A 17,379-nucleotide genomic window follows, 5' to 3' on the forward strand; every position below is an offset into this window, starting at 1 on the left:
TAGACTCGTTATAATCTTGATCACACTCATAAGTTTTCCGAACCTGGCTGCTATAGCGGGCGGCTTAGGTTCGGAAAAACTACTGTGGGAAGCAAATCAGTTATTCAGGGAGTTCAAAGACGTTGAAGCACTTGAAAAATATGAATTATTGCTTTCCTCCAATCCTGATATGCCAGAGGCCTTGACCAAGGCCAGCATTGTCTGCGGCCGTATTGGCAGCAGATTCCCCGATGACACTCATAAAGGGCTCTATTTCCAGAAAGCTTTTTCCTTCGCGCAGAAAGCCTTAGAGGTGGACAGTCTCTCCGCCGAACCAAACTATGTAATGGCGCTTTCCCTAAGCAATCTCTGCCAAACGGTTTCCATGAAAGACCGAATGGTGCAGTTGACCCAAATTAAAACATACATTGACAAAGCTTTAATTAAGGACCCCAAACTTGCGGGTGCCTGGCACTTAAAAGGCCGTTGGGCATTTAAAGTTGCCAACCTGTCCTTTGCCGAAAGATCAGCAAACCGGTTGCTCACCCAATTGCCACTGCCAACCGCTTCTAATGAGGTCGCCATCCAGGCTTTCAACAAAGCCATCGAATTGGAACCTTCCAACCTTCTGTATTACTATGACCTTGCCCGCGTGCAGCGGGAGGCAGAACTCAACAACGAAAGCGTGTCCACTTTGCAACGCGCGCTTGATCAAAAACTGGTTACGACCGAAGACCTTGAACTCAATAGAAAATGTAAAATCCTGCTGCAGGAAATCTTGAAAGTTAGATCTTAAAAGATCAACTTTCTTACCTAGCCCTACATGCCAGCGGCGCCCTTGATCAGGGGCGCCGCTGGCATGTAGGGCTTTTTTGTTTTAGGCTTGTTTTACAAAAAACGGGTGAAAAGCAGACCAAGGATAGGGGTTTTTGAATATTGATTGTCTTCTCTAGGTAAGCTTCCAGTAAAGAGCCTTTTAGGCCACCTTGATCATTCCAGTGTTCCTCCGGTGACAGCATAATTAAAATAGGCCTAATTAAATATAAGCTTGCCAAATTTTTTATATTAGAGAATCAAATTTCTTAAAGTGAGAAACTTACTAATCTGTATACTGCTTCTGGTTGGCTTAAGGGCCGCGCATGCCCAAACCGCACCCTTGGTAGGTAAAGTCATAGATGCAGAAAGCAAGAAACCCCTGGATTACGTAACCGTCCACCTGAAATCAGCCAAAGTGCCCGCTTTCACCGATGAGGCGGGACAGTACATCATCCGGAAATACACCACTACAGACACGGTTACTTTTACCTTGCTTGGATATTTGCCGGTGGTAAAATCAGCGGTTGAGCTGTTGAACAACGGCAACATCGGCCTGGTTCGGCAGAGTATTGCCATTCAGGAGATAGTAATTAGGCCCAGGGAGAACCCGGCTTATAAGATTGTGCGCGCCGCAGCCAAAAACAAGCACCTTTACTTGCCTGAAAACCAAGAGGCCATTCAGTTTGGCACCTACACCCTTATGAAAGGCAGCATTTTGGAGCGCGAGGCCACCGATAAAAAGAAAGGTTTCTCCAAAAGGTACGCGCCTTACTTAGACAGCCTGACCTTGAGTGACGCGCCCTCCCGCACGGCCTCCTTGCCCATCTTCCAGTCAGAGACGGTGAAAGAAACCTTCTTCAGCCGCAACCCTAAAAAGTCGAAAGAGATTCTGAAGGCTAGCAAAGTGGCAGGGGTGGGCATTGAAAAGGAAAGCCAGATTGCACAGTTGCTGAATGCCCAAGCCGAGCACTTCTCGCTTAACCAAAACTGGATGCGCATGTTTGACAAGGACTTTGTGAGTCCGATCGCTAACCAGTGGGCCGCTTACTATGATTATGACCTGGAAGACAGTGTGGAGACATCGAGTGGCAAAGTGTACCGCATCAAAATCCTTCCTAAGCGCTCGCAGGACCTCACCTTTGAAGGTACCATGTGGATTGCTGACGGCTCCTATTCTCTGCGCCGGATTGAACTGCGCCTGAACAAAGATGTGGCCCTGAACTTTGTCAAAAACCTGCAGATTGTCCAGGCTTGGAATGAGGAAGACCCGTCTTTGTTGCCTTTATCCAGCAAACGCAAGTTTCAGATCACCGGTTTGCCTGGTTCCGATGTCCGCTTGTTTGTGGAGACAATTACCACGTATACCGATCTGGTGTTGGGGCAGCCCAAACCCGAGGAGTTCTTCGACATGACCCACCAAATCAGTGATTCAGCCCTCAAATACAAGGAAGGATACTGGCAGACTATGCGTCCGCAGGCTTTCTCACCAGAAGAGCAGAAAAGGTTAGAATCCATTGCCCAGATAAACAAACTGCCCGAAATCCAGAGTGCCGTAAAGATTATCAGGGTGGCGGTAGAAGGGCACATGCCATTAAATGACAAATTTGAATGGGGACCGGTTTTTGGGACCTACGTGTACAATAAAGTCGAGGGCCACCGGGTGCAGTTTGGTGGCCGGACAACCCAAGAGTTCCACCCTAATTGGATCTTGAACGGATATCTGGGTTACGGTACCAAAGATGAATCCTTTAAAAGCCTCTTTAACATCCGGTACATCGCAAACCGGCAGAGGTGGACCGAATGGGGCGTAAGTTACCTCAACGATGTGGGACCGGCCTCCATGGATTTGAACAACAGTCAACTCAATAGCCTCTTCTTTTCGGCGTTCAGGTGGGGGAAGATGAATTTCCCTTACCAGCAGGAACGGATGCAGATGTGGGCCGAGCGTGAATGGCTGCCCGGGTTCCGGCAGCGCGTGACCTTCCGGCATACCAACTACCGGCCAGCCTTTGACACTGAGCCTTTAAGCGGGAAAAACGATGTCTCCAAGTACGATGGCTTCAGCACCACCGATGTGACCTTGAGCCTCCGTTACGCCTCAGCCAAGAAGGTTCTGATCAGGCACTATGAGAAAATTCCCATCGCCAATTCCACAGCGCCTATCGTTGGGCTGGATATATCGGCGGGCTTAAGCGGACTGATGAACTCTGACCTGACGTACCAGGAAGTTTCTTTATCGGTGGAGCAGCGCGTACGGGCTGGTATTTTTGGGTATGGCCGGTATTACTTTAAGGCAGGCAAGACCTTTACCAAAGTACCGTTACCCTTGCTGCAAGTACCTATCGGGAACGAGACGCCCTTCTTCATTCTTCATGGCTACAACTTAATGCCGTTCTTCTCCTTCGCCACGGATGAATATGTCTCCCTGCGCTATGACCACCATTTTGAGGGGGCTTTCTCTATCACCAATCGGTTGCCGCTGCTGAAGAAAACCAAACTACTGCTGGTAGCCGGTGGAGCGGTGTTGTACGGACGGTTAACGGATAAGAACAAGCCCACCTATGAGGTAGGGGCTACAGAAAAGGTGAATTTCCGGAGCCTGGAAAAAGATCCCTACGCCGAGGTGAACGTGGGTTTCAAGAACATCTTCCAATTGCTGCGGGTAGATCTGGTGCATCGGTTAACTTACAAAGAACTTGATTCGCCTTTGTGGGGTGTGCGCTTGTCGGTCTCTGTGAACCCTTAGCGTTTTGGGCCTGTTTAGATAAAATTGGTGCTAAAACGCAACAGAACTAAACTGGAAATGGTACCTTCGCTGCAACATCTATTCATGTACCTGTTATCTCATATGCGTTTTTCTTTATGGCTTTTGTGGTTAGGCTTTGGTTTTCTAGCAGCCTGCTCCCAGAAAACATCAGAAGAAAGAATGTTCAATCCTCAGCGGGTAGATAGCAGCGTACAAACCCAGATAAACGAACTGACCAGGGCCTTGGATCAGCGGAATCCGCAGCCTGAGTGGTATGTAAAACGGGCCAAGCTGTATTTGGCCGCAGACAAAGTGCCACCAGCCTTCAAAGATTTAACCTTGGCTACCACCATGGATCCTTCACTGGGTGAGGCTTATTTCTGGAAAGCCAAGATCCTTACCGGCCAGAGAGAATACCAGGAGGCCATGAAGATGATGATGCAAGCCAAAGCCTTTAACTTCTATTCACCCGAATCTGAAGCTATCCTGGCGGAAACATACGTGGGGTTGAAGTTGTATGACAGGGCATTAAGCCACAGCAGTAAAGCCATAAGATTAAGTCCGGGCGAGGCAAAGTATTACGTGTTATTGGCCAAAGCCCAGGCTGGAACCGGTGACACCACACGTGCGCTTTATAACCTGAACCGCGCGTTGGTACGAGATTCAGTCTCCCTGCCGGCGTACCGCGAGCTGAGCGCCATCTACACTGCGCGCGGTTTGTATGAGAATGCCATTCCATTGGTACAGGTAGGGATAAAGAAACAACCCAAAGATGGTTTTTGGTGGCAACAGTTAGGACAGTATTACCTTAACTACAATAGAACAGACACGGCATTGGCCTGCTTTAGCAGAGCCATCAACTTTCAGCCTAACAGGGCAGAAGGGTATGCGGGTTTAGGGGAGGCATGGTACAAGAAGAGACAGTACAGCACGGCGCTTCCGCAACTGCTGAAAGCGCAGGAACTGGGGCTAAAACTCACCGAGCACAACCGGTGGATCTTGGCTACTTGTCTGGAGTGGACAGGACAGAAAGCTGCCGCCAGACCCCATTATGCATTTTTAGTCAGAAAATATCCGCAGAACCGGCGCTATAGTGTAGCTTTGCAGCGCACCAATAGGCCTGTGCCGCAACGTCCAATGATGGATACTTTGCGCGCCGTATCTGTTTTTTAGCTATTTTGCCGGAAACTAGGCTAAACCGAAGAAGTTTATATCTTTATATATGATCAACATTACCTTACCAGACGGTTCGGTCCGTGAATACCAGGCAGGAGTAACCGGTATTGAGATTGCCGCCTCCATCAGTGAAGGATTAGCCCGCAACGTATTGGCCGTGAAAGTGAACGGCCAGGTGTGGGATTTAACGCGTCCTATCTCTGAGGATGGTCATATTCAGCTGTTGACCTGGAACGATGACGAAGGCAAGGCTACTTACTGGCACTCCTCAGCCCACTTGATGGCCGAGGCGCTGGAGGCTTTATATCCGGGAGTGAAGTTGGGGATAGGTCCGGCCATTGAAAACGGCTTTTACTATGACATTGACTTAGGCGATGACAGGAACCTTTCTCAAGAGGATTTTCCGGCCATTGAGCAAAAGATGTTGGAACTGGCCCGTCAAAAAAGCGAGTACGTGCGCCAACCCATCAGCAAAGCCGATGCCATCGCGTATTTCACCGAGAAGAACGATCCTTACAAGCTAGACTTGCTGGAGAGACTGGAAGACGGTTCTATTACTTTCTACACCCAAGGAAACTTCACTGACCTTTGCCGCGGGCCGCACATCCCCAACACAGGGTTCATCAAAGCCGCTAAGCTTATGAACGTGGCCGGTGCTTACTGGCGCGGTGATGAGAAGAGCAAGCAGTTGACCCGCGTGTACGCGATCACCTTTCCTAAACAGAAGGAATTGACGGAGTACTTGGAGCGCCTAGAGGAAGCTAAACGCCGTGACCACCGTAAGTTGGGCAAGGAAATGGAGCTGTTCGCTTTCTCTGAGAAAGTAGGCATGGGTTTACCGCTTTGGTTGCCTAAAGGCACCATGCTGCGCGAGCGTCTGGAGCAATTCATGCGCAAAGCCCAGATGAAAGCGGGCTACCAACCCGTAGTTACTCCGCACATTGGAGCGAAGGATTTGTACGTGACCTCTGGCCACTACGAGAAATATGGTGCGGATTCTTTCCAGCCCATCAGGACCCCGAACGAAGGGGAGGAGTTCTTCTTGAAACCTATGAACTGCCCGCACCACTGCGAGATATATAAGACCCGTCCAAGGTCTTACAAAGAACTTCCGGTGCGCCTGGCTGAGTTTGGGACAGTGTACCGCTACGAGCAAAGCGGTGAGTTGCACGGCTTAACCCGCGTGCGGGGCTTTACCCAAGACGATGCTCACATTTTTTGCCGTCCAGACCAGGTGAAGGAAGAGTTCACTAAAGTAATTGACCTGGTATTGTACGTGTTCAAGGCCTTAGGCTTTGAAAACTACACCGCCCAAATCTCTTTGCGTGACCCAGAAAATAAGGCCAAGTACATTGGTTCTGATGACCTTTGGGAGAAAGCCGAAAGCGCCATTATTGAAGCCGCTACGGAGAAAGGCTTGCCTACTGTAACTGAGTTGGGCGAAGCTGCGTTCTACGGACCTAAGCTGGACTTCATGGTGCGGGATGCCTTGGGCCGTAAGTGGCAGCTGGGAACCATCCAGGTAGACTACAACCTACCGGAGCGTTTTGAGCTGGAATACATCGGTGCCGATAACGAAAAACACCGTCCGGTAATGATTCACCGGGCACCATTTGGTTCTTTGGAACGCTTTGTGGCCGTGTTAATTGAACACTGCGGCGGTAATTTCCCGCTGTGGCTCAGCCCAGACCAGGTGGCAATTCTGCCTATTTCTGAAAAATACCACGAATACGCCCAAAAGGTAAATGCGCAACTTGCCGAGCAGGACATCAGAGGGTACATTGACACCCGTGATGAGAAAATCGGGCGCAAAATACGTGATGCCGAAGTGAGCAAAGTGCCTTACATGATTATTGTAGGCGAGAAGGAGCAGGAAAACGAGATCGTCTCGGTACGTAAACATGGCCTCGGGGACATGGGAACTTTACGCGTAGACGCTTTCGTTGACAACTTCCGAGCTGTGCTGGCAGAGATGCTTAATTAAAAATATTAGGTAATTACTTTTAATTTACAGGGAAAAAGGCGATATTCGCACCCTGATTGTACAACCTTAAACTTTAGGAGGTAAAACTATTTCTACGAATAACAAACGCTACGTGCCACGTGGCAAGGTCGAAGAACCTTATCGTATCAATCAGCGCATCACCGGCGTCCGTGACGTGCGGGTAGTGGGGGAGAACGTGGAGCCAGGTGTATACAGCATAGACCAAGCCCGCCGTCTTGCCACGGAACAGAATCTAGACTTGGTGGAGATTTCTCCAAAAGCAGATCCACCCGTTTGCCGTATTATTGATTATTCAAAATTCAAATACGAGCAAAAGAAGAAGCAGCGGGAAATGAAGGCGAAAACCACGAAGGTGGTGATGAAGGAAATCAGGTTTGGTCCTAACACCGATGACCACGATTTCGAATTCAAGCTGAAGCACGCCCGTCAATTCTTAGGTGAAGGTGCAAAAGTAAAGGCATATGTGCACTTTGTAGGCCGTACAATTGTCTTTAAAGAACGCGGTGAGCTACTTTTGCTTAAATTTGCCCAGGCGCTGGAAGATGTAGCGAAAGTAGAACAGCTGCCTAAACTGGAAGGGAAGCGGATGTTTCTGTTCCTGGGACCAAAGGTGAAGAAATAACAGTACACTTTTTATATACACCCAAATGCCAAAGATGAAAAGCAAATCAGGGGCTAAGAAGCGATTCACCCTGACAGGTACTGGCAAAGTAAAGCGTAAACACGCTTTTAAAAGCCACATCCTGACCAAAAAGACCACCAAGCAGAAGAGAAATCTGACCCACACAGGTTTAGTGAGCGAAGCTGACCAAGCCAACGTGTTAAGAATGCTTGCGTCTTAATCACATTCAATTTTCCAATTGTTTCATCGGGAACTGGTAACTAAGAATTAAACCGAGATCACCAGCCCCAAAAAAAAGTAGAAATGCCTAGATCGGTCAATACCGTGGCGGCTCGCCACAAGAGAAAGAGAATCATGAAAATGGCCAAAGGTTACTTTGGTCGTAGAAAGAACGTTTGGACAGTAGCCAAAAACGCGGTTGAAAAAGGTTTGCTTTATGCATACCGCGATAGAAAAGCGAAGAAAAGAGACTTCCGTGCTCTTTGGATTCAGCGTATCAATGCTGCAGCCCGTATCAACGGTCTGTCTTATTCCCAGTTAATGGGCGGTTTGAAAAAAGCCAACATCAACCTGAACCGTAAAGTTTTGGCTGACTTAGCTTTAAACCATCCAGAAGCTTTCACCGGAATTGTTGAGAAAGTGAGATAAGCTTTCCTGCTCATAACCTTTGAAAAGCCCAGCCAACGCTGGGCTTTTTTTTGTGCCTTTCTCTTCCTGGTTCTTCAAGCAGAAAGATTTGATACGGATACACAGGTCTTGAAGGGCAACGTTAACATGCGGTTCTCCTCAGGCCTGCCCAAAAATTGCGCCCAAATAACGCAAGCTATATTCTATGACTTACCACTAGAGTAAGTTACAAGTATTCATGCTAGCCTTAAATTCCACCTTATACTAAGGTGAATTCCTTAGCAAGGGGGAGAGGCATGTCTTACAACCAACTTCCACCACCAACAATTATCCAATTACAAAAGGTAGAAGGTAACTCTAGAGAAGAATATTTTAAAGAGGTACCAGATAAAACTAAGGCCCTTATGCTTTCAAACGCACTAGCCTTTTCACCTAGTTGGAAAGTAGATGTTAGAAACTGCAAAAGATAAAGAAAAGGGGGAAGAATCTTGAAAAGGTGGAGGTATAACGTATTTATACTCAGATAGTTAACATATTATTTTTGCTTTCTTTTTTGGCCTCTTACCGGAAAAGTTCTAATTATAGATTTAGAGTATAAAAAATGATTTAACTATAATACGTCAACAATCCTGAAAATATTCAAAATCCGGTTAAATCAGCCAAAATCAATCAAATTTTAAAGCTAAATGGCTCATTCAAAAGTGAATGCAATAATTTTGTTTAAAATGTACAAAATCAAAATTTAAACTGTTTAAACACACTTAAATTATTTTATTTCTTAGTTATTATATAACAAAATAAAGGTGTATTAAATGTATATACGTGTTTTTTAGATGTATAGAATCCTTTAGATATTAAGAATGTGTTATACGAGGTTTGTTTTCCTAAAGTTTTAAATTAGTTTTGAAATATAGCAGCTGCTTATCCCCGCCCCTTAATACCTAACCCTTTATTAACTTTATCTTAGAAAAATGAAATTAGGTTTTTACCGCTTCCTGCTCTTATTATGTCTATGCATCAGTTCTTACTCCGTATTTTCCCAGCAACCCACCGCTAATGAAAGTGTGAGACCCTACAATGCCCCATTTGGATTTGGTGCTAATATGGGTGCCTTTGGAAATGGCTGGAATGACAGAACGCTCGCCACAATAGTGAGCAAAGCAGGGGGAAATTCAATTAGGCCAACGTTACCGGAAAGTTTTGTGGAGCGCTGGGGTTATGCCATTCGGTTGAATGAATTCAAGTATTACGCTATTGATTTAGGAATGAAAGATGTGACCGTTTTCTTAGAAGGTCCTTCTGAAGCCCACCGTGACCTCACCACTTATCCGGGTTGCACCTATTCCTCAAAATCCTTTAAGAACCTTTATGAGCCCATCTGGCTATCTAATGGTACTGTAAACCCCAATAACTACTACGCCAATTACGTGTACAAACTGGTACAGACTTACGGCCCTTACGTAAAGAACTGGGAAGTGGTGAATGAGCCGGATTTAGGGTCTGCCACTCGTTCAAATTGGCTTACCCGTGCACCGTTACCGGCCGAGATGTCAAACTTCAGAGCCCCTTTCTTCAGCTACCTCCGCATGCTGCGCATTACCTGGGAAGTGGTTAAGAAGTATAACCCCGATGACTTTGTGACTCCTGGTGGTATTGGCTACCCTGAGTTCCTGGATGCCATGATGCGCTACACTGACAACCCTAATGGTGGAGCGGTGTCAAGTCAATACCCTCACAAAGGCGGAGCTTATTTTGACATGGTGAGTTACCACGTGTACCCCGCTTACAACCTTCGTAAATGGGATAGCAATGTTGGAGGCTTTGTATACCTGCACAACTCAGACTACGCGGCCGCTCAGGTTATAACCCATAAAAACTGGTTAGAGGCTGTTTTGCTTAAATACGGCTATAATGGCGCCACTTATCCTAAAAAGCATTTCATCGTTACGGAAACCAACATGAACCGCCGGACCATTGACTGGCGCTATGGCTCAGATGAGCTCCAGCGGAATTTTGGGATCAAAGCAATGGTGCTTGCCCAGAAGAACGGAATTAGACAGATCCAGGTTTACGGAGTAGGGGAAGCCATGAATGCCCCTGCCGCCGGAACGACCATCACCAGTGATTATAAATTAATGGGCCTGTATGAAAACCTCACCAGGGACACGTATGGTAATGAGAAACTGACCCCAGTAGGCAAAGGCTTTAAGACTACTTCTTTGCTCATTAAGGATTATACCTATGACGCTGGCCGAACCGCGGCCCTGAACTTGCCTGCCTCAGTAGAAGGCGGTGCTTTTGTAAAGAACGGAGAGTACGTGTATGTCCTGTGGGCTAAAAACCCCAATGATAAAACGGAGACTTACTCGCAGCCTTATTCTTTCCCTGCCGGGTTGAACATTGCCAAAGTAGACCGTTTTGAATGGGATTTCTACGCCACGGCCAAAAACACACAGCAGCTTTCCACCAACATCACCCTGAATTCCACCCCTTCCTTCTTCAAGCCGGTTGCAGGTACGTCCACCGGATTGCAAGGACAAACTATCACCTTCCCAACCATTGGATCGAAAGAAAACGGTACAGCACCGTTCGCCCTGCAAGCCACCTCTACCTCTGGTTTAACGGTAAGTTTCAAAGTAGTCTCTGGTCCAGCTACCTTAAGCGGGAATACCTTAACCCTTACAGGTGCCGGTACCGTAACGGTGCAGGCACTCCAAAGTGGAAATACTTCTTACAGTGCAGCCTTACCCGTTAATCAGAGCTTTACTGTTACTTCGGCCACTACTACTCCGGTTAACACCATCAATATTCCAACAACCCGGATTGAGGCAGAAAAATACACCAGCATGAGCGGTGTTTTTGTAGAGAGTTGCAAAGACGCCGGTGGTGGGTATGATGTGGGCCGCATTGATGCCGGAGACTGGATGAAGTACAGTGTTACGGTAAGTACTGCCGGTACCTACAACATGAGTTTCAGAACAGCAGGAACGGGTGTGGGGCAATTTGAGATTAGAAACAGCAGCGGTGCCATTTTGAAGACCGTTGACGTGGCCGCCACCGGAGGCTGGCAGACCTGGAGAACGACCTCTACGCAGGTTGCCTTGAGTGCCGGTACTCAAACCATCCAAATCTACGTGAAGAAAGCCGGCTGGAATTTCAACTGGATTGAACTGGGTGGTTCTGGTTCTACAACTCAGGCAGCTACCATCTCAGAAGGAGGTCTTGCCTCTTTAAATGAGAACGCCCTGACCCAGACCTGGTCTGTGTTCCCTAACCCATCCATTGACAGAGTTCAGGTCAGGGTTGGCCAGCAGGTGACAGGCGCTGTGCAGATTGATCTGGTTGACACTGCTGGAAGAACTATCAAGCATTTCACTGTCACTAAAGGAGCTGAGGAGATTACCCAAACAGTAACTTTAGAGAACCTTAACAGCGGACTGTACTTTATCCGCCTAAGAGGAAATGGCTTAAACGAGGTTAAAAAAGTAATCAAACAGTAGTTACCATTTTAATAGAAACATTTTTTGTCTTCTTTTATTAAATCCTGCCTAAAACAGAAGGGTAGTAAATAAAAAGGCCGGAGCTTTTGCCCCGGCCTTTTTATTTACTTGCTGGAGGTTCTATTTAGAATCCTCTTCTGTGCATAATTCTAATCACTTTATTGAAGCTTCCACTTCACTTCTTCATCTAATATATTGAGCCAAATGGATGGATTCTTTAGATCCTTGTGCCCAAGAAGAAGTGCTTACCCTATAAACCCAAATGTTTATAGCCTGCTTTTAAAAAAAATTGCCCAAAACTAATTATGGAATAGTTCTATTAAGGAATGGATACTTGCTAAATGTAGTTTACTTTAACTTAGCTTAGTATCTTAATCAAGGCTAATTAGTAACCTTATCTTAAAGATTGTTAACAAGGTAATTAACCAATGATTGAACCTTGTTTTTCCAAAATTCAGAAGAGCAACTTTAGAAAATAAGGAAAAAAAAGATGCCGCCTTTAACAACCAATTATAAGGATCTTTAAAAGGGAACACCCGTTCGCTTCTATATTATACATGACGCTTAAATATTAACCTCTGTGAAGGAAAATAATAACTGTTACGTTTATCAACTTTTTAGAAAAATCAAACTCAAAACAGTTAATCTAAAATAGAATCCACCTTCTGCAAACCTTTTCAAAAATTTAGTGGAGTATTTTTTTTGTAATGAAATAAAGGAAAACTAACCCTTTATAATATAAGGAGTCACGAAGGCACATTTTAGGTCTTAATTAAAGTGCTATTGCCCTTTAAACGCAATGCTGATTTCATTCTAATCGGTAATCGTTTCTTGGATAGCGCAAGATGGCTAACGCTAATTTTTCCTGAATATATAAAATGGAATTTAGCGAATCTTGTAAGCTTTTGTTTTTAAATCCTGAAGAAGGCAATCGTCAGGAAAGGAGAAGGTCTGAAAAGCAAAAAGCCTTCAAACGTTCTGTTTAAAGGCTTTTTGCTAAACTGGGTTTTGAACATGTAGCGGGGAGCAGAATCGAACTGCCGACCTCAGGGTTATGAATCCTGCGCTCTAACCATCTGAGCTACCCCGCCGAATTGTGGTGCAAATGTAGGAGAAAGATTTATAACTGCACAAGTTTTTTTCTATAAAAAATTTTCTTTTAATTGAAGAAGCATATCCGCCCCACCTTTACTACACCCTAACACACTTTTAACTTTATTGTCCTATGAGTAAGATAAAGTTCATTAGAGAGTACTCTCTGAATGCATCGCCTAAGATGCTGTATCCTTACCTGAGCACGGCGTCTGGTTTGTCTCAGTGGCTGTGTGACGCTGCCAAACAGATTGGGGACCGCAAGTACAACCTGGTGTGGGATAACCAGGACCACATTGCGGAAATGACGAGCCACCGGATGAACAAGTCAGTGCGGTTTACCTTCCCGGGCACGAACAAAGGGCCTTCCCATGACTACAGCTATATTGATTTCTCCATAGAGTCTGGGGAACTGACCCAGGAACAATTTTTGCGCGTGGTAGATTATACAGACGTGGGAGACGTTGAGCAATTAACCGAGCTCTGGGACAATCAGGTATTGACTCTGCGGGAGTTGATAGGAGGATAGCAGCCCTTTCCGCCGCTTTTTGTAAATTGGGCCACTTTTCCTGAAAGTGGGTCCAAAACCCACGGCCGGTGCTGAAGGAAGCGGTAACACTACATGAAAAAATTAGATAAGCTTATTCTTAAGTCCTTTATAGGGCCTTTTGTTCTCACCTTTGCCGTAGTAGAGTTTATTCTGCTCTTGCAGGTTATCCTCAAATACCTGGATGACCTCATAGGGAAAGATTTAGGGGTAGCCGTGATTTCAGAGCTGTTGTTTTACTTCAGCCTTAACCTGGCGCCTATGGCCTTCCCCTTGGCCATTCTGCTTTCTTCGCTTATGACATTCGGGAATTTGGGCGAGCACCATGAACTCACGGCCATCAAGACCTCAGGTATTTCGCTGGTCCGGGCGCTTAGGCCGGTTTTCCTTTTCGCGGTGCTGCTCACCATTGCCGCCTTTTTCTTCCATAACACCATCGTTCCGAAAGCCAACCTCAAGGCGTATAGCTTGATGTGGGACATACGCCAGAAAAAACCATCCCTTGACCTCAAAGAAGGTTCCTTCTACAACGGTCTGCCTAACCGCAGTATCAGGGTGGGGAAGAAGTTTGAAGATGGCCAGACCCTCAAAGACATCATGATCTATGACCATTCCAACGGACAGGGGAATGCCGTGGTCATGCTGGCCGACTCTGGCAAGATGTACACCCAGTTCAATGACCAGTACCTGGTGCTGGAGATGTTCCATGGCAAGACCTTTGCCGAGGAGCGCCCCAGCAGTTCTACCGGGTTCAGCCAAAGCACGGGTTACCTGCGGCAGGCCTTCACCAAGAACAAGATTGTGGTGAACCTGGCCTCCTTCCAGATGATCAGAAGCAATTCGCAGTGGTTCGCGGACAACAAGATGATGAAGAACATCAACCAGCTTACCCGCGTTACAGACTCTCTGCAGAAGCAGATCAATAAGGAAACCACCTTGCTGGAGCCCAACGTCAGACCTTTTTACTCGCACTTCAGTACCCTTAAAGCCAAAGACACACTTAACATCAAGGTAGCCGCTAAACGGCTCTCGCCAAAGGTTACCTTACAGGATGTGCAGACCGCGGCCAACTCAGCGAGGAATGTGAAAAGCTTCACCAGTTCCTACGCCTCCAGGTTGACCACCATCCAGCGAGAGCGCAACAACTACGAGATTGAGATCTACCGCAAGTTCACACAGGCCTTCGCCTGTTTCATCATGTTCCTGATTGGGGCACCGCTGGGGGCCATCATCCGGAAAGGGGGGCTAGGAATGCCCGTGATCATCTCCATCGCCTTTTTCATTGTGTATTACGTACTTAGCATATTGGGGGAGAAGTGGGGACGCGAAGGCGTGTGGCCGGTTGTAGCAGGCATGTGGGCCGCCAACAGTATCCTGTTGCCCATCGGTCTCTTTTTCCTCTACCAGGCCCGCAATGACTCTAACCTGTTGGAATTTGATTTCTGGCGCAAGTTAACCGCCAGATTCAGGCCCAATAGGGCGCAGTAAAAGAAATAACCGCTCTTTATTACAATGAAATATTTGAATATAAGGGTTTGTTTACTAACTTTGCGCCTTATAATCTGAACTGCGATAAAAAGAAAAGTACAGTTACACGCAATGAAATTAACTACCGAAGCGAAAAAAGAAATCTTCCAAACCAGCGGTTTTTCAAAGTCAGCCACCGACACCGGTTCTGCTGAATCACAAATCGCCCTGTTTACTGCCCGGATTAACCACCTGACAGAACACCTAAAATCCAACAAAAAAGACTTCTCCACTCGTTTGGGTCTTTTGAAATTGGTTGGTAAGAGAAGAAGATTACTGAATTACCTTACTAAAACCGACATTACGCGTTACCGCGCTATTATCGCTGAACTAGGCATTCGTAAATAATCCACATAGAAAGATTAGGGAATTCATTAATAAGGATTCCCTAATCTTTTTTATTGCCTCCGCTTTCCCTTCTTGCACTTAGCGCCCTGGGCTCTCTGCCTTTGGGTGCATTTTACTTTGATTGCATTTATATCAAGACCGATGTCATATAACGCTATAAATAAAACCATCCGCATGGCCAATGGCCGTGACATAACTATTGAGACTGGTAAGCTTGCCAAACAGGCCGACGGTTCTGTTGTGGTAAGATGCGGAAACGCGATGCTGCTGGCGACAGTGGTGTCTAACGTGGGTGCCCGTGAAGGAGTAGACTTCCTTCCCCTTTCTGTGGACTACCAGGAGAAATTCGCTTCTTCCGGTAAAATCCCCGGCGGTTTCCTGAAAAGAGAAGCCCGTCTTTCTGACTATGAAGTATTGATCAGCCGTCTGGTAGACCGTATTCTGCGGCCTATGTTCCCAGACGATTACCATTCCGAAACCCAGGTGATCATCAACCTGATCTCTGCCGATGCAGAAGTACTGCCTGATGCCCTGGCTGCTTTGGCCGCTTCTGCCGCTATCTCGGTTTCTGATATCCCTTTCAACGGACCTATCTCTGAGGTGCGGGTGGCCCGCATTGACGGTCAGTTCCAGATCAACCCCTTGCTTTCTGACCTGAAGCGTGCCGACATCGACCTGATTGTAGGTGGTTCTGCAGACAGCGTTGCCATGGTGGAAGGTGAGATGAGCGAGGTGTCTGAAGAAGACATGCTGGAAGCCATCAGAGTTGCCCATGAAGCCATCAGGGTTCAGGTACAGGCGCAGGTGGAGTTGGCGCAAGAGGTGGGTAACACCACCAAGCGCGAGTACAGCCACGAGACCCACGACGAAGAACTGAAGCAATTGATCTTCAAGGCTGCTTACGACCAAGCTTATGCAGTTGCTGCCGCTGGTAATAACGTGAAAGCCCAGCGTAAAGAAGCTTTCAAAGCCATCAAAGAAGAGTTTGTGGCTTCTCTGCCAGAAGACCATACTTATGATTCAGGCTTAATCAGCAAATACTTCCATGATGCTGAGAAAGAAGCGGTACGTGACGCCGTATTGAAGGAGCGTCGTCGTCTGGATGGCCGTTCTTTGGACGAAATTCGTCCTATCTGGTCTGAGGTGAATTACCTGCCATCTGCGCACGGTTCTGCCGTGTTCACCCGCGGGGAGACCCAGTCTTTGACCACCGTTACCTTAGGTACCAAATTAGATGAGCAGATGATTGATGGGGCCATGTTCTCTGGCTACAACAAATTCATGTTGCACTATAACTTCCCGCCGTTCTCTACCGGTGAGGCCAAACCAATGCGTGGTACTGGCCGTCGCGAGGTAGGTCACGGTAACCTGGCCATGCGTTCTTTGAAGAAAGTATTGCCAGCTGAAGACGAGAACCCGTACACCATCCGTATCGTGTCTGATATCCTGGAATCTAACGGTTCTTCTTCTATGGCTACCGTTTGCGCCGGTACGTTGGCGTTGATGGATGCAGGTATCCAAATTTCGGCCCCGGTTTCTGGTATTGCCATGGGCTTGATCATGGACGAGGAGTCTGGCAACTTTGCCGTTCTTTCTGATATCTTGGGTGACGAAGATCACCTGGGTGACATGGACTTCAAAGTAACCGGTACTGCCAAAGGAATCACCGCTTGCCAGATGGACATCAAAGTGAAAGGTCTTTCCTTTGAAATCTTGGGTCAGGCGTTAGCCCAAGCCAGAAACGGCCGTCTGCACATCTTGGGCGAGATGAACAAAACCATCGCGCAGCCTAACGCCGACTTCAAACCGCATACGCCGCGTTCTACCAATATTATTATTGACAAAGAATTCATCGGTGCTATCATCGGGCCAGGTGGTAAGGTGATCCAGCAGATCCAGCGGGATTCTGGTGCGGTTATTCAGATTGAGGAGAAAAACGACAAAGGCTACGTGAACGTGTTCGCCACGAACCAGGATGCCATGCAGTTGGCGGTCTCTAAAATCAAAGCCATTGTAGCCGTTCCGGAAGTGGGCGATACCTACACCGGTAAAGTGAAATCTATCCAGCCGTACGGCGCATTTGTGGAATTCATGCCAGGCAAAGACGGTCTGCTGCACATCTCTGAGGTGAAGTGGGAGCGTCTGGAAAGCATGGAAGGCGTGTTGGAATTAGGTGAGGAAATCCAGGTGAAACTGGTGGACATTGATCCTAAGACCGGCAAATTCAAACTTTCTCGCAAAGCTTTGCTGCCAAAGCCTGAGCGCCAGGAGTCAGCTCCCAAAAAAGACTAAGCACTAGCATCTTACAACCTGGTTCTGCACGTTCAAAAATTGGACATGAAGGGCCGGGTTTTAGGGCTCATTTATTTAAATCGGCTTTAAAATAGGAATGTT

The 17,379-nt window shown here is 47.0% G+C and carries 12 protein-coding genes and 1 tRNA gene; 12 read left to right on the plus strand and 1 reads right to left on the minus strand.

Translation table 11 applies throughout. The features are described from left to right. The first annotated feature begins 16 nt into the window (after positions 1 to 16). From FOA19_RS12460 to FOA19_RS12495, 8 genes are all read left to right on the plus strand, one after another. Positions 17 to 775: a tetratricopeptide repeat protein gene (locus tag FOA19_RS12460; protein ID WP_149091142.1), complete on the plus strand. Its 759-nt coding sequence runs from the start codon at positions 17 to 19 to the stop codon at positions 773 to 775. Between the two features lie 360 nt (positions 776 to 1,135). Next, complete coding sequence (locus FOA19_RS12465) at positions 1,136 to 3,541, plus strand: DUF5686 family protein (RefSeq protein ID WP_190300390.1); 2,406 nt, start codon at positions 1,136 to 1,138, stop codon at positions 3,539 to 3,541. Positions 3,542 to 3,721: 180 nt separating this feature from the next. Beyond that, positions 3,722 to 4,714 carry a tetratricopeptide repeat protein gene (locus FOA19_RS12470; protein WP_190300391.1) on the plus strand — a complete coding sequence of 331 codons (993 nt, stop codon included), beginning with the start codon at positions 3,722 to 3,724 and terminating at the stop codon, positions 4,712 to 4,714. 49 nt (positions 4,715 to 4,763) lie between these two features. Continuing rightward, positions 4,764 to 6,701, plus strand: a complete 1,938-nt coding sequence (thrS, locus tag FOA19_RS12475) for a threonine--tRNA ligase (RefSeq protein ID WP_149091145.1) — start codon at positions 4,764 to 4,766, stop codon at positions 6,699 to 6,701. 112 nt (positions 6,702 to 6,813) lie between these two features. Further along, complete coding sequence (infC, locus tag FOA19_RS12480; RefSeq protein ID WP_223808873.1) at positions 6,814 to 7,344, plus strand: translation initiation factor IF-3; 531 nt, start codon at positions 6,814 to 6,816, stop codon at positions 7,342 to 7,344. Between the two features lie 25 nt (positions 7,345 to 7,369). Next, on the plus strand, positions 7,370 to 7,564 hold the full coding sequence (gene rpmI / locus FOA19_RS12485) for a 50S ribosomal protein L35 (RefSeq protein ID WP_062545238.1): 195 nt from the start codon (positions 7,370 to 7,372) through the stop codon (positions 7,562 to 7,564). A gap of 83 nt (positions 7,565 to 7,647) precedes the next feature. Further along, the gene (gene rplT, locus FOA19_RS12490; protein WP_149091147.1) at positions 7,648 to 7,992 is read left to right on the plus strand and encodes a 50S ribosomal protein L20; all 345 of its coding nucleotides are present in this window, start codon (positions 7,648 to 7,650) and stop codon (positions 7,990 to 7,992) included. A 1,181-nt stretch (positions 7,993 to 9,173) separates the two neighbouring features. After that, positions 9,174 to 11,471: a carbohydrate-binding protein gene (locus tag FOA19_RS12495; RefSeq protein ID WP_190300392.1), complete on the plus strand. Its 2,298-nt coding sequence runs from the start codon at positions 9,174 to 9,176 to the stop codon at positions 11,469 to 11,471. A 1,017-nt stretch (positions 11,472 to 12,488) separates the two neighbouring features. Here the strand turns inward: FOA19_RS12495 and FOA19_RS12500 are convergent. Next, positions 12,489 to 12,562, minus strand: a tRNA-Met gene (locus FOA19_RS12500). Positions 12,563 to 12,696: 134 nt separating this feature from the next. Here FOA19_RS12500 and FOA19_RS12505 point away from each other — a divergent pair. From FOA19_RS12505 to pnp, 4 genes are all read left to right on the plus strand, one after another. Further along, positions 12,697 to 13,092 carry an START-like domain-containing protein gene (locus tag FOA19_RS12505; RefSeq protein WP_149091149.1) on the plus strand — a complete coding sequence of 132 codons (396 nt, stop codon included), beginning with the start codon at positions 12,697 to 12,699 and terminating at the stop codon, positions 13,090 to 13,092. A 93-nt stretch (positions 13,093 to 13,185) separates the two neighbouring features. Next, complete coding sequence (locus FOA19_RS12510) at positions 13,186 to 14,598, plus strand: LptF/LptG family permease (RefSeq protein ID WP_149091150.1); 1,413 nt, start codon at positions 13,186 to 13,188, stop codon at positions 14,596 to 14,598. 111 nt (positions 14,599 to 14,709) lie between these two features. Continuing rightward, positions 14,710 to 14,985 carry a 30S ribosomal protein S15 gene (gene rpsO / locus FOA19_RS12515; RefSeq protein WP_062545232.1) on the plus strand — a complete coding sequence of 92 codons (276 nt, stop codon included), beginning with the start codon at positions 14,710 to 14,712 and terminating at the stop codon, positions 14,983 to 14,985. 141 nt (positions 14,986 to 15,126) lie between these two features. Next, on the plus strand, positions 15,127 to 17,277 hold the full coding sequence (gene pnp / locus FOA19_RS12520) for a polyribonucleotide nucleotidyltransferase (RefSeq protein WP_149091151.1): 2,151 nt from the start codon (positions 15,127 to 15,129) through the stop codon (positions 17,275 to 17,277). The last annotated feature ends 102 nt before the right edge of the window (positions 17,278 to 17,379 follow it).

This window comes from Rufibacter hautae, assembly GCF_008271695.1.
In the GTDB taxonomy this organism is placed as follows: domain Bacteria; phylum Bacteroidota; class Bacteroidia; order Cytophagales; family Hymenobacteraceae; genus Nibribacter; species Nibribacter hautae.